Here is a 15,582-nt window from a genome sequence, read left to right as displayed (position 1 = left end):
CAGCCACTGCAGCTCAGGCGGCCGCACAATGGCCGCACAATGGCTGCGGTGACCGGCGGAGGACGTCAGCCCAGGAGATGCGTCGAGATGCTCGAACGGTAGACCGACGGCGCATGCCTGCGCAGAGCCTCGGCGCGGCTGTCTGCGACGGTCGAGACGATCTCGTCCCATCGGGCGTCGATGTCGGTCAGTGCCGACGCGATCGCATCCGCATCACCGGCCGCGACGAGTGCCGCCGTGCCGTACCCGCCCGCTGCTTCTCGAAGACCGCTGCTGTCGCTCGCGATCACCGGCCGCAGGGCGAGGACGCCCTCCACAGCGGTGTTCCCGAATGGCTCGTCGACTCGCGAGGGCACCAGCAGCACGTCGGCCTTCTCGAGGAACGGCCAGATATCGCTGTGGAACCCGGCGAAGTCGACGGTGATCCCGGCCTCAGCCGCCTGTGCGCGAAGATCGCGTTCGAACCATTCGTAGCCCTCGAAGACTGCGCCGAGAAGCGTGACTTCCACTGCGCGCCCCGCGGCATCAAGACGTGAAGCTGCCTCGATCACGAGATCGGGGCCCTTGCGGGGGGAGAGGCGCCCCACGTAGAGCACACGAAGTGGGCCCTCGGTGCGTGGGCGGGGGGACACCGGGTGCGGGGGAGAGGCGACGCCGTTGTAGACCACATGGGAGCGCCGGGCCAGCGCGGGCAGCGCAGCTCGGATCGTGTCCAGGCTGAAACGGCTGTTCACGAGGGTCCGGTGGGACGCCAGATGAGGGGAGTAGAGGAGGGCGTTGACGAGCGTGTTGCCCGATGCCTCGGCTTCATGAACATGGCTCACAGTGCGGACTCCCCGCAGCCGCGCGACCAGCGGCCACTCGGGGATGATGATCGTCGACACGTACACGACGTCGGGGCGGAGCCGACCGATCAGCCGCCAGGCTGCGCCCAGGCCCCGGAACGTATCGCGGAACAGCTTGGGCAGTCCGCGCGGTGTGAGCAGCACTTTGCGGAGCACGAGCATCGGCAGGATGACGACCTCTGCACCGGCCGTGCGCAGCTCGTCCACGAGAAGCCCGGAGCTCGGGAGGGCGACCACGACGCGCGCTCCCGATTCGACGAGCCCGATGGCACTCTCAAGGAGCATGCGATCGGACCCGAAGAGTTCGGCGCCCGGGTGCACGAGGAGAACGGTGGGTCGCCGGGACGCGCTGCTCACGACGCACCTGATTCGGCGCGAGCCGGTGCCCAGTCCGTCGACCGTCGGCGTGCCCGCCGGGCAGAGGGGTGGATGGTCGCGCCCTCGGAGATCCGCTGCGCGAGCGCCTCATACTCGTCCGCGACGTCGTCCCAGTCGAAGCGCGTGCGGGCGATCTCCCGCACGGCGGTGCCACTGGCCGCGGTCGCCGTCGGATCGGACTCGGCATCCATCACGTGCTCGGCAACCTGGGCGGCATCGGCGAAGAACCAGCCGTTTCCGTCGAGCACTTCCCGATTGAAGGGGACGTCGAAGCCGATGACGGCGGTTCCGGCCCCCATGGCGCGCAGCAGCGAGGGGTTGGTTCCTCCTACCGAGTGGCCGTGCACATAGGTGAGCGCGTTCGCGTAGAGAGCATCGAGCAGCTCCTGGTCGTACACACCGCCGACGAGCCGGATCCGGTCGTCGCCGTCGGCCACCCGCTGGATCTCCTGCGTGTACCCCGCGCTGTACGGCGCCGAGCCGACGACGACGAGCGGCAGCTTCGCATCGCTCGCGCGGTATCCCTGCACGATCTCGAGCACGTGGTTCTCGGGTTCGAATCGTGCCACCACGAGGTGATACCCGCCGGAGGCCAGGTCCATCTCCGCGACGCCACGTTCCGGAAGCTGATCGAGGATCGGAGCGCCGTACCGGATGAGCTCGGTCGGCACATCGAACTGGTGCCGGTAGTAGTCGGCGATTCCCGGTGCATCCGCGATCAGCGCATCGGCCGTGCGCACCCCGAACTGCTCGGCCCAGCGGTAGTACGCCTTGCCGCGCGGGCCCCACTTCGAGCGCCGCCATTCCAAGCCGTCCATGTGCAGGGCGACCGGTGCGCGGCGTGCCCGGAGCAGCGGCAGGAACGGCGAGTTGGCGGCGTTGAAGACGAAGGTCGCGTCCGGTCGCCGCCGGAAGATGAGGTGCAGAGCCGACAGGCCCGTGTGGCTCAGGGTCTCGATCTGCTTCACCGGGATCGCGGGCAGGTGCACGACCCGCATTCCGAGGTACTCCTTCTCGCGCCGCTCGGAACCACGGGTGTACACGACGACATCGTGTCCGCGGTCCGCGAGACGGCGTCCGACTTCTTCGATGGCGGTTTCGAAACCGCCGTATGCTGCGGGCACTCCTCTGGTCCCCACCATCGCGATGGTGAGGCGGTTCGAATTGCTCATCCGATCAGTATGCCCCGCTGGGCTGCACCATGACCTTGGCGGTGCGCCACATGATCTGCAGGTCGTTCATGACGGACCAGTTCTCGACGTAGCGCAGGTCGAGGCGGACGCTCTCGTCCCAGGAAAGGTCGCTGCGTCCGGAGACCTGCCACAGTCCGGTGATGCCCGGCTTGATGTACAGGCGACGGAACACGGTGCCGTCGTAGGCGGTGACCTCGCTGGGCAGCGGCGGCCGAGGCCCGACCACGCTCATGTCGCCGATGAGGACGTTCCAGAACTGGGGAAGCTCGTCGAGGGAGAGCTTGCGCAGCACTCTGCCGACCCGGGTGACGCGGGGGTCGTCCTTCATCTTGAAGAGAAGCCCGGCGCCCTCGTTCTGCTCCTTGAGCAGGGCGAGCTGCTGCTCGGCGTCCGTCTTCATCGAACGGAACTTGACCATCTTGAACCGTCGACCGTCCCGACCGACCCGCTCCTGGAAGAAGAAGACCGGACCGGGGGAGTCCAGCTTGATCAGCAGGGCGAGTACGGGGGCCAGCAGCGCGATGGGGATGAGCGCCACCGTGGCCACGGCGATGTCGAGGGCGCGCTTGAGCAGGTGCTGGCCGCCTTCATAGGTCGGGATCTGCACCTGGATCAGCGGCAGGCCCTCCACGGGTGCGAAGGAGATGCGCGGGCCGGCGACATCGGTGAGACGACTCGACAGCACGAGCTCGGCGGCGGTCCCCTCCAGCTGCCAGCTGAGCTGCTTCACGAACTCGGGCTCGCCCTCGGGTCGGCTCGCCACGATGATCGTGTCGGCGCCGACTTCGGCCGCGACCGACGACACGGAGTTCACGTTCCCCAGGACCGGGAACCGCGTGTCGTCGATCACGATGTCGCGCGCGTTGCCGTCGAGCAGCGTCGCGCCGACCACCTGGTAGCCGGATGCGCCGATCGGGTGCAGCGTCCGGACCACATACTCCACGTCGTCCCTGTTGCCGACGACGAGGGTGCGGGAGGCGAACCTCCCCTGGGATCGCTGCGTCTGCAGCCAGTGGCGCCACAGCCACCTGGTCACCAGGAGAGTCAGCACACCGACGGGCAGCCCCAGCAGCAGCGTCAGTTGCATCGTCTTCCAGGCGAGCAGCACCGCCACGATGGCGATGATCCCGAAGGCGAGTCCCGTGGCGTGCACGACGCCGCGGTACTCGGTGGCGCTGGCGCGGAACAACGCGGCGTCCCGCGTGTGCAGCGCGCTCAGCAGGAGGTACCACAGCGCGGCGAGGGGGATGCCGTCGCGGAGGACCTCAGGCCCGGAGACGCCGTTCGCCAGCTGGATCGCTGCTGTCAGACCGAGAGCGAACAGGATGACGGCCGCATCCGTGATCCGCAAACGCATCCGATAGCGACGCTCCCACTGACGGCGCCGTTCCAGGGTCGCCGAAGCGCGCGGTGTGACCACCGTGCGCGTCACCGACTTGGTGGCTCGCGGAGCCGCGACCGGCACGAAGCCCGTACGAGCGATGCTCAGGGCATCCTCGACGGAAGTCATGCCGAGGCCCCTTGAGCCGTGAATGTACGCAGAAATCCCCAGTGCGACATGTGTTTCCCCAGTTTCCCCAGACCATGAACCCCACGTTCACGGCTTTCGTCTGCGTCCCGACCCCTCGGGTCCTGCTGAAACTCCCCATGATTCCCACATCACGGAGTGCGTTCTCACCGTCCCACACGGTGATCGCTGACAGCAGGCACTGCAGACTTGAGTCAGTGTAGCGGAACGCGGGCTCCACCGGAAGGTAATTCTGTTGATTGGATGAACGGAGCCTGCGGCACGCGCCTGTCTGAGGGCTATCCTGTCGCGGTGACCGCGAACATCGACAGTCCACGCTTCCAGCTTCGAACCATGCTGCCGCGCGACCCCGCGCAACCGCATCGAACCGCGAGTCCGCTCGAGCTGTTCTTCGACCTGGTCTTCGTGGTGGCCGTGAGCATCGCCTCCGCCCAGCTGCACCACGCTCTCAGTGAGGGGGAGTTCCTGCACGGCATCACCTCCTACGCGATGCTGTTCTTCGCGATCTGGTGGGCCTGGATGAACTTCACCTGGTTCGCCACATCGTTCGACACCGATGACTGGCTCTACCGCGTCACGACATTCGTGCAGATGGGCGGCGTCCTCGTCTTCGCAGCCGGTATCCCGCGGGCGTTCAACGAGGGCGACTTCACCGTTCCCGTGCTCGGGTACGTCGTGATGCGCGTGGCGATGGTGGCGCAGTGGCTGCGGGCGTCGCGGTCGGCAGGACCGCTGCGATCGGTGACCCGCCGATACGCGTTCGGCATCGCTGCGGTCCAGGTGCTGTGGATCTTGTTCCTGCTCATCCCGACCGGCCCTCTGCAGCTCGCCGCTTTCGCGCTCTTCGCCCTGATCGAGATCAGTGTCCCGGTGTTCGCCGAGTTCCGCAGGCAGAACCCGTGGCATCCGCACCACATCACCGAGCGCTATGGACTGTTCACCCTCATCGTGCTCGGCGAGAGTCTGCTGGCCTCTGCCAATGCGATCATCGACGCACTCGACAAGGTCGAGAGTCTCGGGCCGCTGATCGCGATCTCGGTGTTGACGCTCGTCGTCACGGCGTCGCTCTGGTGGATCTACTTCTGGCCGCCGCATCACCGCGCCATCTCGAGCTTCGCGCGATCGCTGCGCTACGGGTACACGCACTACTTCGTCTTCGCAGCCGCGGCCGCGTTCTCGGCGGGCATCGAGGTGGAGCTCGACGTCCTGACGGGGAAGAGTCACCTCTCGAACGTCGCCGCATCGTTCACGGTCACCATCCCGATCGCGATCTTCCTCGTGGGCATCTGGTGGGTCGCCATCCGTGACAACGCGGATCGTGTCGTGAACACGGTGGTTCCTCTGGCCGCGGCGCTGGTGTTCCTCGATCCCGTCCTGCCGGTCCCGGTGACGCTGACGGCGCTCATCCTCGCCGGGGTCGTGGTGGTGCTGGTGCTCCGGCCGCCCGTCGACTCCTCGCGCATAGAGAAGGCATAGCGGGCGCAGAGATCTCTGATCGGAAGCTCCGCGACGCTGGTGGACACCAACAACAGGCGTCCATCGAGGAGGAGACAGATCATGAGCATTCCAGAACCCACCCAGACCCCCCGATGGTCCTGCATACGAAGGGCGGCTCCTCGATCGCGTCGACGAGGAGGTCGTCGATCAGGGGGCGGCCTTCGACATCCGCACCCTGCTGAGTCGGCGCGGTGTGCTGGGCCTCGCGGGGGTCGGCCTCGGAGCCGTGGTCCTCGCGGCCTGCGCGCCGTCGGCTTCGGGCGGCGCGTCCACGTCGACCCCGACGCCGACCACGACGGCGACGTCTGGAGGCGATTCCGTGAGCGTCGACGAGATTCCCGATGAGACGGCAGGGCCGTACCCGGGAGACGGCTCGAACGGCCCCGATGTGCTCGAGGACGCAGGCATCGTGCGTCAGGACATCCGGTCCTCGATCGATGGCGGTGCGACGGCGGAGGGCGTGCCCCTCACCTTCGAGCTGCGCGTGATCGACCTGGCGAACGGCGGCGTGCCTTTCGCGGGCGTGGCCGTGTACGCCTGGCACTGCACGGCGCAGGGCGAGTACTCGATGTACTCCTCCGGGCTGGAAGACGTCACCTACCTGCGGGGAGTGCAGGTGGCCGACGACGACGGCAGGGTCTCGTTCACCTCGGTGTTCCCCGGTTGCTACTCGGGCCGCTGGCCGCACATCCACTTCGAGGTGTATCCGGACGTCGGTTCGATCACCGACTCGACGGCGGCCATCGCCACCTCGCAGCTGGCGCTTCCGGAAGCAGCATGCGCGGCCGTCTACGCCGAATCGGCCTACGACGGATCCGCGAAGAACCTGTCGCAGATCACGCTCGCGAGCGACAACGTCTTCGGCGACGATTCCGCAGCGCTGCAACTTGCCACGGTCACGGGTGGGGTGCAGGCCGGGTACGCGGCCTCGCTCGTGGTGGGCGTCGACACCACGACAGCTCCCAGCACTGGCGGAGGCCAGGGCGGACCGGGCGGAGGTCGGCCGTCGAGCTGAGCCTCGACGGGGATCCGAGGTCGAGAGGGGGAGGTCTGCTATGCTTGTCGAGCAACGTGTGTGCATCGCCCCCTCTCGGCCGCCACGTCGCCACTGATCAGGGCCATCACGGACCGCGCACATCGATGCGTGCGGAATCCGCCCTCGGTCTCACATCTTGCGGAGCGCCACGCGTGTCCGCCACACAGCAATGAGTATCACCATGAGCAGCACCACCCTTCCTCCTTCCGACCCGTTGACCTGGAAACAGGCCGACACCGATGTGCACGTGGCGACGCGCGGCGGCGAATTCGCCGGCTTCGTCGAGTTCGACGGCAGCACGCACCTCGTGCGCGACAACCACGGAGCCGAACTCGGCGGCTTCGATTCACTCGCGGACGCGTTCCGTGCGCTCGAAGACGCGAACCGGCCGTCGCGGACCGCCTCGGACCTCCCCTCGATCCTGCCGCGGGCGTGGCGCCGTCGCACCCGCCGCGCCCGAGCCTGAGCGCCTTCCGGACGTCCGCCTCTGCCCTCGACTGAGGGGTCGGCGAGAGGTTCCGATGTATTCCCTGACGTGCATGGACCCCGGGCTACTGTGAGGTAAGCGTTCGGCATCCGCCTTGGGCTTTCACAGCTCGAGGGCTCCGATCGTCAGGAGAAGATCATCTCCACCACGCAGATCGAATCGACCGCGGCAACGCTCGGTCCGGTTCGCCAGACCTATTCCGGAAACGCGGACTTCCCGCCGATGGCACAGGCGTACAAGCAGGTGTCGCAGGTCGTCAAGGAGATGGGGCTGCTGCGGCGGGCCCAGTGGTTCTACGTCTTCGTCGCGGCCGGCCTCGCGGTAGCCCTCGGCGGTCTCATCACCGGTTTCATCCTGCTCGGCGACAGCTGGTTCCAGTTGCTCATCGCCGCAGGACTCGGCATCGTCCTGACGCAGATCGCGTTCCTCGGGCATGAGGCCGCGCATCGCCAGATCTTGAGCACGGGGCCTGCGAACTTCACGCTCGCCCGTATCGTCATCGCCAGTATCGGGATGAGCTACTCCTGGTGGGACTCGAAGCACACCAAGCACCACGGGAACCCGAACCAGGTCGGCAAGGACCCCGACATCGAGGTCGACACCATCTCGTTCCTCGAGGAAGACGCTGCCAAGTCCAAGGGCCTGATCCGGATGATCACCCGCAAGCAGGGCTGGCTGTTCTTCCCACTGCTCACGCTCGAGGGACTGAACCTCCACTACCTCGGTCTGAAGTACCTCATGACCACGAAGAACGTGAAGGGGCGCTGGACCGAGCTCGGCATCATCGCGCTGCGTTTCGCCCTCATCCTGGTCCCCGTGTTCATGATGCTGCCCCTCGGAATGGCGTTCGCCTTCATGGGCGTGCAGTTCGCAGTGTTCGGCGTCTACATGGGGGCCGCCTTCGCACCGAACCACAAGGGCATGCCGATCATCGACCCGAGCGCCCGACTCGACTTCTTCACGAAGCAGGTCCGCACCTCCCGCAACATCCGCGGCGGCTGGTGGGTGACTTCGCTCATGGGCGGTCTCAACTACCAGGTGGAGCACCACCTCTTCCCGAGCATGCCGCGACCGTACCTGGCGAAGGCACGCGACATCGTGCGCGACTACTGCGCGGCGAACGGGGTCCCCTATACGGAGACCAGCCTCGGGCGCTCCTACCTGATCGTCATCGAGTACCTCAACCGCGTCGGACTCTCCGCCGGTGCCGACCCGTTCGACTGCCCGGCAGCGGCGCAGTTCGGTCGGGCGTAACCCCCACCTCACCGGTACAGACCGTCCGAGAACGGCAGAGGCGCGAGCAGGAATCCCTGCTCGCGCCTCTGCCGTTCTCGCGTTACTTGGAGGACTTCTTCTTGGTCTCCACCACGTCGATCGTGATCTTCTCGAGCGGGCGGTCGTCGTCGAGTTCGTCCTCGAGCACCTCGTCGCCCAGGAAGGTCTCCTCCGGTGCCTCGTCCTCGGCCGGGGCGTCCGCGGGGGCAGCCGGGGAGACCGGGGCATCCGTGCGGGTGATCTCCGTCGGCAGCGCGTCGTCGGAGAAGATGCCGTCGGGGCGGATCAGCTCGCGCACCTCCGCCATGAAGCTCGACAGCTGCTGCTGCTGCCACCGCAGCTGGCGGGTGCGGTCCTCCGCGTCGTGCAGCACAGCCGTGGTGTGGCCGGTGACGGAGTCGACGATCTTCTGGGCCTTGGCGCGGGCGCGCTCGAGGGTCTCGCGTGCACGCACCTGGGCTTCGGCTTCGATCGCCTGCGCCTGCGAGCGGGTCAGTCGCTCGTAGTCCTCGGCGCGTGCAGAGATGCGCTGGGCGTGCTCGAGCGAAGCGGTGACCTGCTCGTTCGCGTCGTTCGTGATTCGCTCCGCGTGCGCCACGGCCTGGTTGTGCAGCACCAGGAACTCCTGCTGCGCGTCGTCCTGACGGCGGGTGAGGGTCTCCTCGAACTCGAGCACACGGGCGTTCATGTCGCGCACATCACGCTCGGCATCGGCACGCAGCTGGGTCGTCTCCCGGGTGACGAGGGAGCGCAGTGCTGCCGCGCCCTTCTCGGCCTCGGTGCGGATCGCCGTGGCCTCCTGAGCGGCTTGGTTCACCTTCTCCGCGGCGTGTGCGGCCTCGCGCTCGATGCGGGCTTCGTGCGCCGTGTACTCGGTGTCCATCTTCAAGCGCACCTGGTCGGCGTCGCGCTGTGCCTGGTCGGTGATCCGCTCGGCGTCGGCCTCGGCCTCGGCGCGCTGCGCTGCCACTTCCTCGCGGGCGGACGTCATCAGACGGTCGGCCTGCACTGCGGCGTTCTGGATGAGTACGTTCGCCTGCTCTTCTGCCACGCGGAGGATCGCTTCGAACTGCTGACGGGAGGGGGCCTCTTCGCCATCCGGCTGCGGGGCGTCGACGAGCTCGGAGGTGAGCGTGGCGACCTGCTGCTCGGCGTCGGACACCTTGGCGTTCGCGGCCATGAGCTCGCTCTCGAGTGCCTCGCGAGCCTTGCGCTCCTCTTCTCGCACCGCTTCGACGGCGTCCTCTTCGCGGGCCTGAGCCTCGGCCACATCGGCGGCCGCCTGCTTGAGCTGATTGCGAAGTGCGGAGAGCGCGGCGTCGACCTCGCCCTTGTCGTAGCCGCGGAAGCCGATGGTGAACGCGCCCTGCTGGTCGCGGGGCGTGGTCTCGATCAGCTGGTCGAAGAAGTCCGGCGAGCGCTCGCCGTCACGGTCTGCGGTTCCGGGGGATTCGCTCATGGGTTCTTGCCTTTCTGGCGTGGCCACACCGGGAGCGGCGGCTCCGTCCCGTCAGTCGGGACCGTGTGGACCGGAGGAGGTCGTCAGGGCGCACGCCACCACCGTGACCCGGCGGAGGCCCGGCGGGCAGGGCGCATCGTCCAGCCTAGTTGCGTCTGCGGCTCGTTGTGTGTCCGTCTTTCCCAGGCATCCGGCGAAGACGTTCGCCCGGGTCAGGCGCTCTGCACCCAGCGGGCGTTCCGGTCGTCGATCGTCTCGCCGCGGACGTAGCGGATGGGCGTGCCCTCGGCGACCGTCACCTCGCGAGCTTCTGCTGCGGCCGCGACACGTGCGCGCAGCTCCGTCCAGAACTGCACCGTCTGCGGAAAGCCGAAGTACTCGCGGAAGGTCTCGACCTGCATCCGCGTTCCTTCCATGACGGGAACGAGCCGGACGAGCGTGTCGTCGGGGTCGACGAAGCGGATGCCGTATGCGCCGTCGCTGCGGATGACGAACTCCCGTTGCCGCCCCGCCATCGCCGAGGCGACGATCTCCCGCGCCCGTGGCTCCGGCACGTGGATCACCAGGGTGGTTCCGAGTTCCCCGAGCGCCGTCTCGACCTGTTTGTCGGTGAACTTCCTCCGCGCCCTGTCCCCATCGGCGGCAGCCCGGCGGCGCAGGCGGCTCCGCAGGATCGGGCCGCCGATGATCAGTGCGAGGATCGGCAGACCGAGCAGGAGATAGGGGGCGGAATCCACGCCCAAAGCGTAGCCGGACCCTCGGGGGATCCTGCCGTGTCGGGGGACGTCAGGCGGGGGCGATCAGGTGATCGAGGACGAGTTCGCCCGACGCGTTGAGCGCCTGCATCATGTCGGCGATCAGTCGCGGATCGATGGCCGGGGGTTCGGCGGCGTCGTAACCGAACTGCAGAGGGATCGCCGGATGGATCCACACGGTCGCGCGCTTGTCGAGCCCACCGTTGACGGGCAGCCACGTCATCATGAAGCTCTCCTGACGACGGAGCTTGGTCGAGATGACGATCTTCAGATGCGCCAGAGTCGCGTCTTCGATGAGGATCGGATCCGAGGTCCCGTCATAGCGGAGTCTGCCCATGGGATCACGGTACACCGGCGCACTGCCTCTTCTGCGCCTCATGCGCAACCCCCTCTGCGAGCCGGGGTGTGCTCGTTACCGTCGCAGCATGACGACAGCGGAATGACAACGAGCGGAGGACAGGGTGCAGACGATGGCGCGCACGCGGATTGCGCTCAATGAATCGGAGTTCTTCCTGGCGCAGGGGCAGGATGCGGTCGAGCTGAGAGGCCGGATAGAGGAGGCGATGCAACGCGGGGGCGGGTTCGTCGAGTTCACGGTGGTGGGCAATCGCTCGGTCAGCGTGCTGATCACCTCGGTCACGCACGTCGTGATCTCGGTCGAGACGGTGGATTTCGACGCGCGGGACACGGGTGACAGTGCGGTGCCGTACGGCGGTGAGTACGACCTGCTGTGATCGCGGAACCGCGGCTCCGGAGACGGATACGGGGGAGTCCCGGCCACGTTCGGCGGCACGGGGAGTCGCACTGCTACGGTGACGACGGTGGGCATCGTGCCCCTGGGGCCGTCGATCAAGAGGAACTTCGAGATGAAGGGTCCGTCCGGTACGCGCGTGCGTCGCTCCGCGATCGTCACGGTGTTCGTGTTGGCGATCGGGATGGTCGCCTCCTCGCTGGCGATGAGCAGTTCGGCGCTCGCGGCGACTGACGGGCAGTTGGTGTATCCGGCCTCGGGCAACATCCAATCCAAGGTCGGCGACGGTTGCCGCGGCAACTACCGCGCACATGAGGGCATCGACATCTCCGCCGCGGGAGGCACGCCGATCCTCGCGGCCTACAGCGGCGTCATCAAATCGCGCACGGTGAACAGCGGCTACGGCAACTACACGGACGTCGAGCATCCGGGCGGTTACGTCACGCGATACGCGCATATGGCGTCACCGGGAACGTATGCGCCGGGAACTCGGGTGGAGCGCGGGCAGCAGATCGGCGTGGTCGGGAACACGGGCAACTCGCCGGCGTATCACCTCCACTTCGAGCTGCGCCTCAACGGGGCGGTCTACACCGCGATCAACAACGGCTTCGTGTGCCTCTCGAACGTGACGCGCGGTGGCACCATTCCGCTGTTCGTCCCCGGCCTCCGCACCGAGACGGGACCCCCGATCCCTCCCGCGGACTACACGGGCGACAACAAGTCGGACCTGCTGGTCGTCGCCGGGAACGGCGACCTGCGTCTTCGCGCAGGAACCGGCGCTGGAGGCTTCCAGACGGCGACGACCGTGGCTGCGGGGTGGGCGGCGGATCGAAGGCACCTCACCCGGACCGACCTCAACGGCGACGGCAAGGGAGACGTCCTGGGGGCACGCGCAGATGGCGCGCTCGAGTTCTTCGCAGGCAACGGCGCCGGCGGATTCGCTGCGCCGGTGATCATCGGCAGCGGGTGGTACGGCCTCTTGCATGTGACGTCCGGCGCCGACTACACCGGCGATGGGAAGCACGACGTGCTGGGTGTCTCACCAGGGGGGACGCTCGTCATCCATCGAGGAAACGGTGTCGGCGGGTTCACTGAGCCGAGCGTGACCATCGGCGGAGGATGGCAGGGGTTCCACTTCCTGATCGGCGGTGACTTCGACAACGACGGCCGCGGTGACATCATCGCGATCGGCGACACCGGCGCACTCTACTTCTACCGCGGCGTGACGAACGCCTTCGCTTCTCCCGTGAACGTCGGAAGCGGTTGGCAGGAGTTCACCGCTGTGACCGGAGGTGCTGACTACGACGGCGATGGGAAGGCGGACCTGCTGGCACGGACGCCGTCCGGCCAGCTCTTCCTCTATCCCGGCAACGGAGACGGCGGATTCGGTGGGCGGAAGCTGGTCAGCGCCGACTGGGCGGATCACCTCGCGATCGAGTAGCCCGGCGTATCGTGGGCGCATGACGGACGCCAGCTTCGAGGAGATCGCGGCCGCGCTGTATTCGGATCCCCCGGAATCGTTCGTGTCGTCGCGCAAGACCCGCGCCGGAGAGGTCGATCCGGAGCTCGCCTCTCGGATCCTCGCCCTGAGAAAGCCGTCGATCGCGGCCTGGGTGGTCAATCTGTTCGCACGCGAGCGAGAGGCGCAGCTCGGGGAAGCGCTGGAGCTGGCTCGAGAACTCCGCGAGGCCCAGGAGGACCTGGACGCTCCCGCGCTGGCGAAGCTCGGAAGGGAACGTCGCGCCCTCACGAGGCGGCTCGCTCAGTCCGCGGGCGAGTTGGCCGCATCACGCGGCGAACGTGTGACGCCGTCGACGCTCGAGGCGGTCGAGCAGACCATCTCGGCAGCCTTCTTCGATCCGGCGGCGGCGTCAGCTGTCGCCTCCGGCCGACTGCTGCGCGCTCTCGACCCCTCGGCCACGGCGAGTGAGATCCGTGCAGCGGTGGCTGGTGACGTGCCCGACCTCGAACCGGTACCGCCCCCTCCGACGGACGAGCTGAAGGCCCGACGGGCGCGCCGCGACGCCGAGCGAGCGATCGCGGCGGCCGAGAAGGAGCACTCGGCCGCGGAGCGTGAACTCGCACGGCGGGATGCGGCGCTGCAGACGCTGCGGGCGCGCATCTCGGAGCTGGCCGACCGTGCCGCCGACCTCGAAGCGCAACTCACCCGCACCCATGCCGATGTGGAGCGCGCGGAGCTCGAAGCGTCGGGAGCAGAGGAAGAGCGAGTCGCTGCGAGTCAGCGAGCCGAAGCGGCGGCGCGCGACCTGGAGCGGGCGCGGAAGGCGGCGGAATCGCTCTGACGGCGACGAGTGCCGGTCAGACGTCGAGCGGCCACCCGGTGTAGGCCTCCGCCAGGTACGCGCGTCCTGCCTCGGACTCGACCACAGACCGCAGTTCGCCGATCTGGCGACGCCGGTCGAAGTCGTCCCCGCGGGGCGGGGTGTGGAGCATGCCGGTCATCCACCACGAGAAGTGCTGTGCTTTCCAGATGCGTCGCAGTGCGCGCTCGGAGTAGGTGTCGATGAGCCGGGAGTCGTCCTCCCGCAACAGCGCGTGCAGCGCCCGCGCGAGGAGTACCACGTCGGCGACCGCCAGGTTCATGCCCTTCGCGCCGGTGGGCGGCACCGTATGTGCGGCGTCGCCCACGAGAGCGAGCCGTCCTCGTCGGAGCTCGCCCGCGACGAAGCTGCGGAAACTCAGCACGTCCCGCTGGAAGACGGGTCCTCGTTTCAGAGACGTTCCGGGCACTCTGGCCTGCAAGGTCGCCCAGATCTCGGCCTCGCTCGGTGCCTGTGCATCCATGCCGGGGTCGCACTGGAAGTACATGCGCTGCACCTGCGGACTGCGCTGACTGATGAGGGCGAAACCGTCGTCGGAGTTGCTGTAGATGAGCTCGTCGGAGCTGGGAGGAGCGTCGCAGAGGATGCCGAACCAGGCGAAGGGATACTCCCGGAAGACGCCGTTCCCCGAGGCGCCGGCGACGGCGGAGCGCATGACGGAGCGTGAGCCGTCGGCGCCGACGACGAAGTCTGCGTCGATCACGACGTTGTCTCCTTGCGAATCCGTGGCGATCACACGCGGCTGGTCCGGGTCGGTGTCGTCGATCCCGGAGGCCGTGACGCCGAACCGGAGATCCTGCCCGGCGCCCGCTCGCAGCGCCAGCAGATCGGTGAGCACCTCGTGCTGCGGGTAGAGCCAGACGCTGCGGCCGACGAGGGCCTGGAAGTCGATGCGGTGCCCCTCGCCCTGGAACCGCAGTTCGATGCCGTCATGGCGCTCGCCGACGGTCTGCACACGGGTTCCGGGATCGATGCGGGTGAGCAGCTCGACCGTGCCCTGTTCGAGGATGCCGGCGCGGATGGTCGACTCGATCTCGGCACGCGTGCGTCGGTCGATCACGACCGACTCGATGCCTTCCTCTGCGAGCAGATGGGACAGGATCAGCCCGGCGGGGCCGGCTCCGACGATCGCCACGCGGGTGCGGATCGACTGGGGCATGGTGTCTCCTTCGACAGGCGGCGCCGGTGCGTCCGCTCTGCCGATCAGTGTGGGGTAGTCCGCCGCAGCTCTCCCGTCGGTTCCCGTTGAATGGGATGACTACCGTTGATGCAGGGTCTCCTCGATGGCGGTCGCGGCGTGCTGCAGGGCGCGCAGTGCCGGCCCCGTCGACATCGCCCGCGGCAGCACCGCGGACAGCGCCGCCACGACGACGCCGCGGTCGCGGACCGGCACGGCCACCCCCGTCGAGACGGCATCGATCGACCCGGGAGCGACGACGAAGTCCTGGCGGCGGATGCCGGTGATCGTGGTGCGGAGTGCCGTCGGATCGGTGATGGTCTCGCGAGTCAGTGCCGGAAGCGGTCCGTCCAGCACCCGGTCGCGCACCTCCGGGTCGGCGAAGGCGAGGAGCACGAGCCCGGACGACGATGCATGCAGTGGAAGGCGCCCGGCCACTCTGGTGATGTTCGCGCCGGCGTCCGGGTGGGAGAGACGTTCGAGGAACAGCGCTTCCCCCTGGTCGAGCACGGCCAACTGGGTGTGCTGACGGATCCGCGTCTGCACGTCCGCCATGTGCGGGAGCGCAGCCTGACGCAGACGCAGGGCGCTCGATCCGCGCAGCGCGAGCTCCCACAGCCGCATGCCCAGCCGCACGCGCCTGTCCTCGTCGCGCTCGAGCAGGCCGGAGCGGATCAGGTCGCCGACGATCCGATGCGCGGTCGAGGAGGCGAGCCCGGCACGCTGCGCGATCTCGGTCGTGGTCTGCATCGTCCGGTCCACGCTGAACGTGTCGAGCACGCGCACGATGCGATCCGTCATCGACTCGCCGGACGGGGAATTCGCCATGCCCGCAGTCTTCCACGGACGTGCGCCGGAC

Annotated in this window: 15 protein-coding genes; 7 read left to right on the top strand and 8 right to left on the bottom strand. The window is 67.9% G+C overall.

Annotation, left to right across the window (positions count from 1 at the left end):
• Positions 1-65: 65 nt before the first annotated feature.
• The 3 genes from RN51_RS12045 to RN51_RS12035 all read right to left on the bottom strand — a co-directional run bounded on the left by RN51_RS12045 (position 66) and on the right by RN51_RS12035 (position 3,926).
• A complete protein-coding gene (locus tag RN51_RS12045; protein ID WP_231579288.1) occupies positions 66-1,130 on the bottom strand; it encodes a glycosyltransferase in 1,065 nt (354 codons plus the stop codon).
• A gap of 68 nt (positions 1,131-1,198) precedes the next feature.
• Positions 1,199-2,395 carry a glycosyltransferase gene (locus RN51_RS12040; protein ID WP_045264270.1) on the bottom strand — a complete coding sequence of 399 codons (1,197 nt, stop codon included), beginning with the start codon at positions 2,393-2,395 and terminating at the stop codon, positions 1,199-1,201.
• A 4-nt stretch (positions 2,396-2,399) separates the two neighbouring features.
• The gene (locus tag RN51_RS12035) at positions 2,400-3,926 is read right to left on the bottom strand and encodes a sugar transferase (protein ID WP_045264269.1); all 1,527 of its coding nucleotides are present in this window, start codon (positions 3,924-3,926) and stop codon (positions 2,400-2,402) included.
• A gap of 351 nt (positions 3,927-4,277) precedes the next feature.
• On the opposite strand from RN51_RS12035, the gene RN51_RS12030 reads away from it, so the two are divergent.
• The 4 genes from RN51_RS12030 (at position 4,278) to RN51_RS12015 (ending at position 8,218) form a co-directional block, all read left to right on the top strand.
• Entirely contained in the window at positions 4,278-5,420 is a 1,143-nt protein-coding gene (locus RN51_RS12030) for a low temperature requirement protein A (protein WP_045264373.1), read from the top strand.
• Positions 5,421-5,760: 340 nt separating this feature from the next.
• Positions 5,761-6,456, top strand: a complete 696-nt coding sequence (locus RN51_RS12025; protein ID WP_331454245.1) for an intradiol ring-cleavage dioxygenase — start codon at positions 5,761-5,763, stop codon at positions 6,454-6,456.
• A gap of 202 nt (positions 6,457-6,658) precedes the next feature.
• Complete coding sequence (locus tag RN51_RS12020) at positions 6,659-6,943, top strand: hypothetical protein (RefSeq protein ID WP_045264268.1); 285 nt, start codon at positions 6,659-6,661, stop codon at positions 6,941-6,943.
• Between the two features lie 156 nt (positions 6,944-7,099).
• Positions 7,100-8,218 (top strand): fatty acid desaturase family protein, encoded by a 1,119-nt coding sequence (locus tag RN51_RS12015; RefSeq protein ID WP_197073252.1) that lies wholly within the window; start codon positions 7,100-7,102, stop codon positions 8,216-8,218.
• A gap of 82 nt (positions 8,219-8,300) precedes the next feature.
• On the opposite strand, the gene RN51_RS12010 is transcribed toward RN51_RS12015, so the two are convergent.
• From RN51_RS12010 to RN51_RS12000, 3 genes are all read right to left on the bottom strand, one after another.
• Positions 8,301-9,698 (bottom strand): hypothetical protein, encoded by a 1,398-nt coding sequence (locus tag RN51_RS12010; protein ID WP_052674698.1) that lies wholly within the window; start codon positions 9,696-9,698, stop codon positions 8,301-8,303.
• 212 nt (positions 9,699-9,910) lie between these two features.
• Positions 9,911-10,435, bottom strand: coding sequence for a hypothetical protein (locus RN51_RS12005; protein ID WP_231579286.1), 525 nt, complete (start codon positions 10,433-10,435; stop codon positions 9,911-9,913).
• A 49-nt stretch (positions 10,436-10,484) separates the two neighbouring features.
• Entirely contained in the window at positions 10,485-10,790 is a 306-nt protein-coding gene (locus RN51_RS12000) for a hypothetical protein (protein WP_045264265.1), read from the bottom strand.
• A gap of 133 nt (positions 10,791-10,923) precedes the next feature.
• On the opposite strand from RN51_RS12000, the gene RN51_RS11995 reads away from it, so the two are divergent.
• The 3 genes from RN51_RS11995 (at position 10,924) to RN51_RS11985 (ending at position 13,507) form a co-directional block, all read left to right on the top strand.
• Positions 10,924-11,187, top strand: a complete 264-nt coding sequence (locus tag RN51_RS11995; RefSeq protein WP_231579285.1) for a hypothetical protein — start codon at positions 10,924-10,926, stop codon at positions 11,185-11,187.
• Between the two features lie 87 nt (positions 11,188-11,274).
• The gene (locus RN51_RS11990) at positions 11,275-12,645 is read left to right on the top strand and encodes a VCBS repeat domain-containing M23 family metallopeptidase (RefSeq protein ID WP_231579284.1); all 1,371 of its coding nucleotides are present in this window, start codon (positions 11,275-11,277) and stop codon (positions 12,643-12,645) included.
• A gap of 19 nt (positions 12,646-12,664) precedes the next feature.
• Entirely contained in the window at positions 12,665-13,507 is an 843-nt protein-coding gene (locus RN51_RS11985; protein ID WP_045264263.1) for a hypothetical protein, read from the top strand.
• Positions 13,508-13,523: 16 nt separating this feature from the next.
• On the opposite strand, the gene RN51_RS11980 is transcribed toward RN51_RS11985, so the two are convergent.
• Positions 13,524-14,705 carry a 4-hydroxybenzoate 3-monooxygenase gene (locus tag RN51_RS11980; RefSeq protein WP_045264262.1) on the bottom strand — a complete coding sequence of 394 codons (1,182 nt, stop codon included), beginning with the start codon at positions 14,703-14,705 and terminating at the stop codon, positions 13,524-13,526.
• 99 nt (positions 14,706-14,804) lie between these two features.
• A complete protein-coding gene (locus tag RN51_RS11975) occupies positions 14,805-15,551 on the bottom strand; it encodes an IclR family transcriptional regulator (protein ID WP_045264261.1) in 747 nt (248 codons plus the stop codon).
• Between the last annotated feature and the right edge of the window lie 31 nt (positions 15,552-15,582).

The organism is Microbacterium oxydans (genome assembly GCF_000956405.1).
In the GTDB taxonomy this organism is placed as follows: Bacteria; Actinomycetota; Actinomycetes; order Actinomycetales; family Microbacteriaceae; genus Microbacterium; species Microbacterium oxydans_C.
Note: the sequence above shows the minus strand (reverse complement) of the source record. Positions and strands in the feature narration are given on the sequence as shown.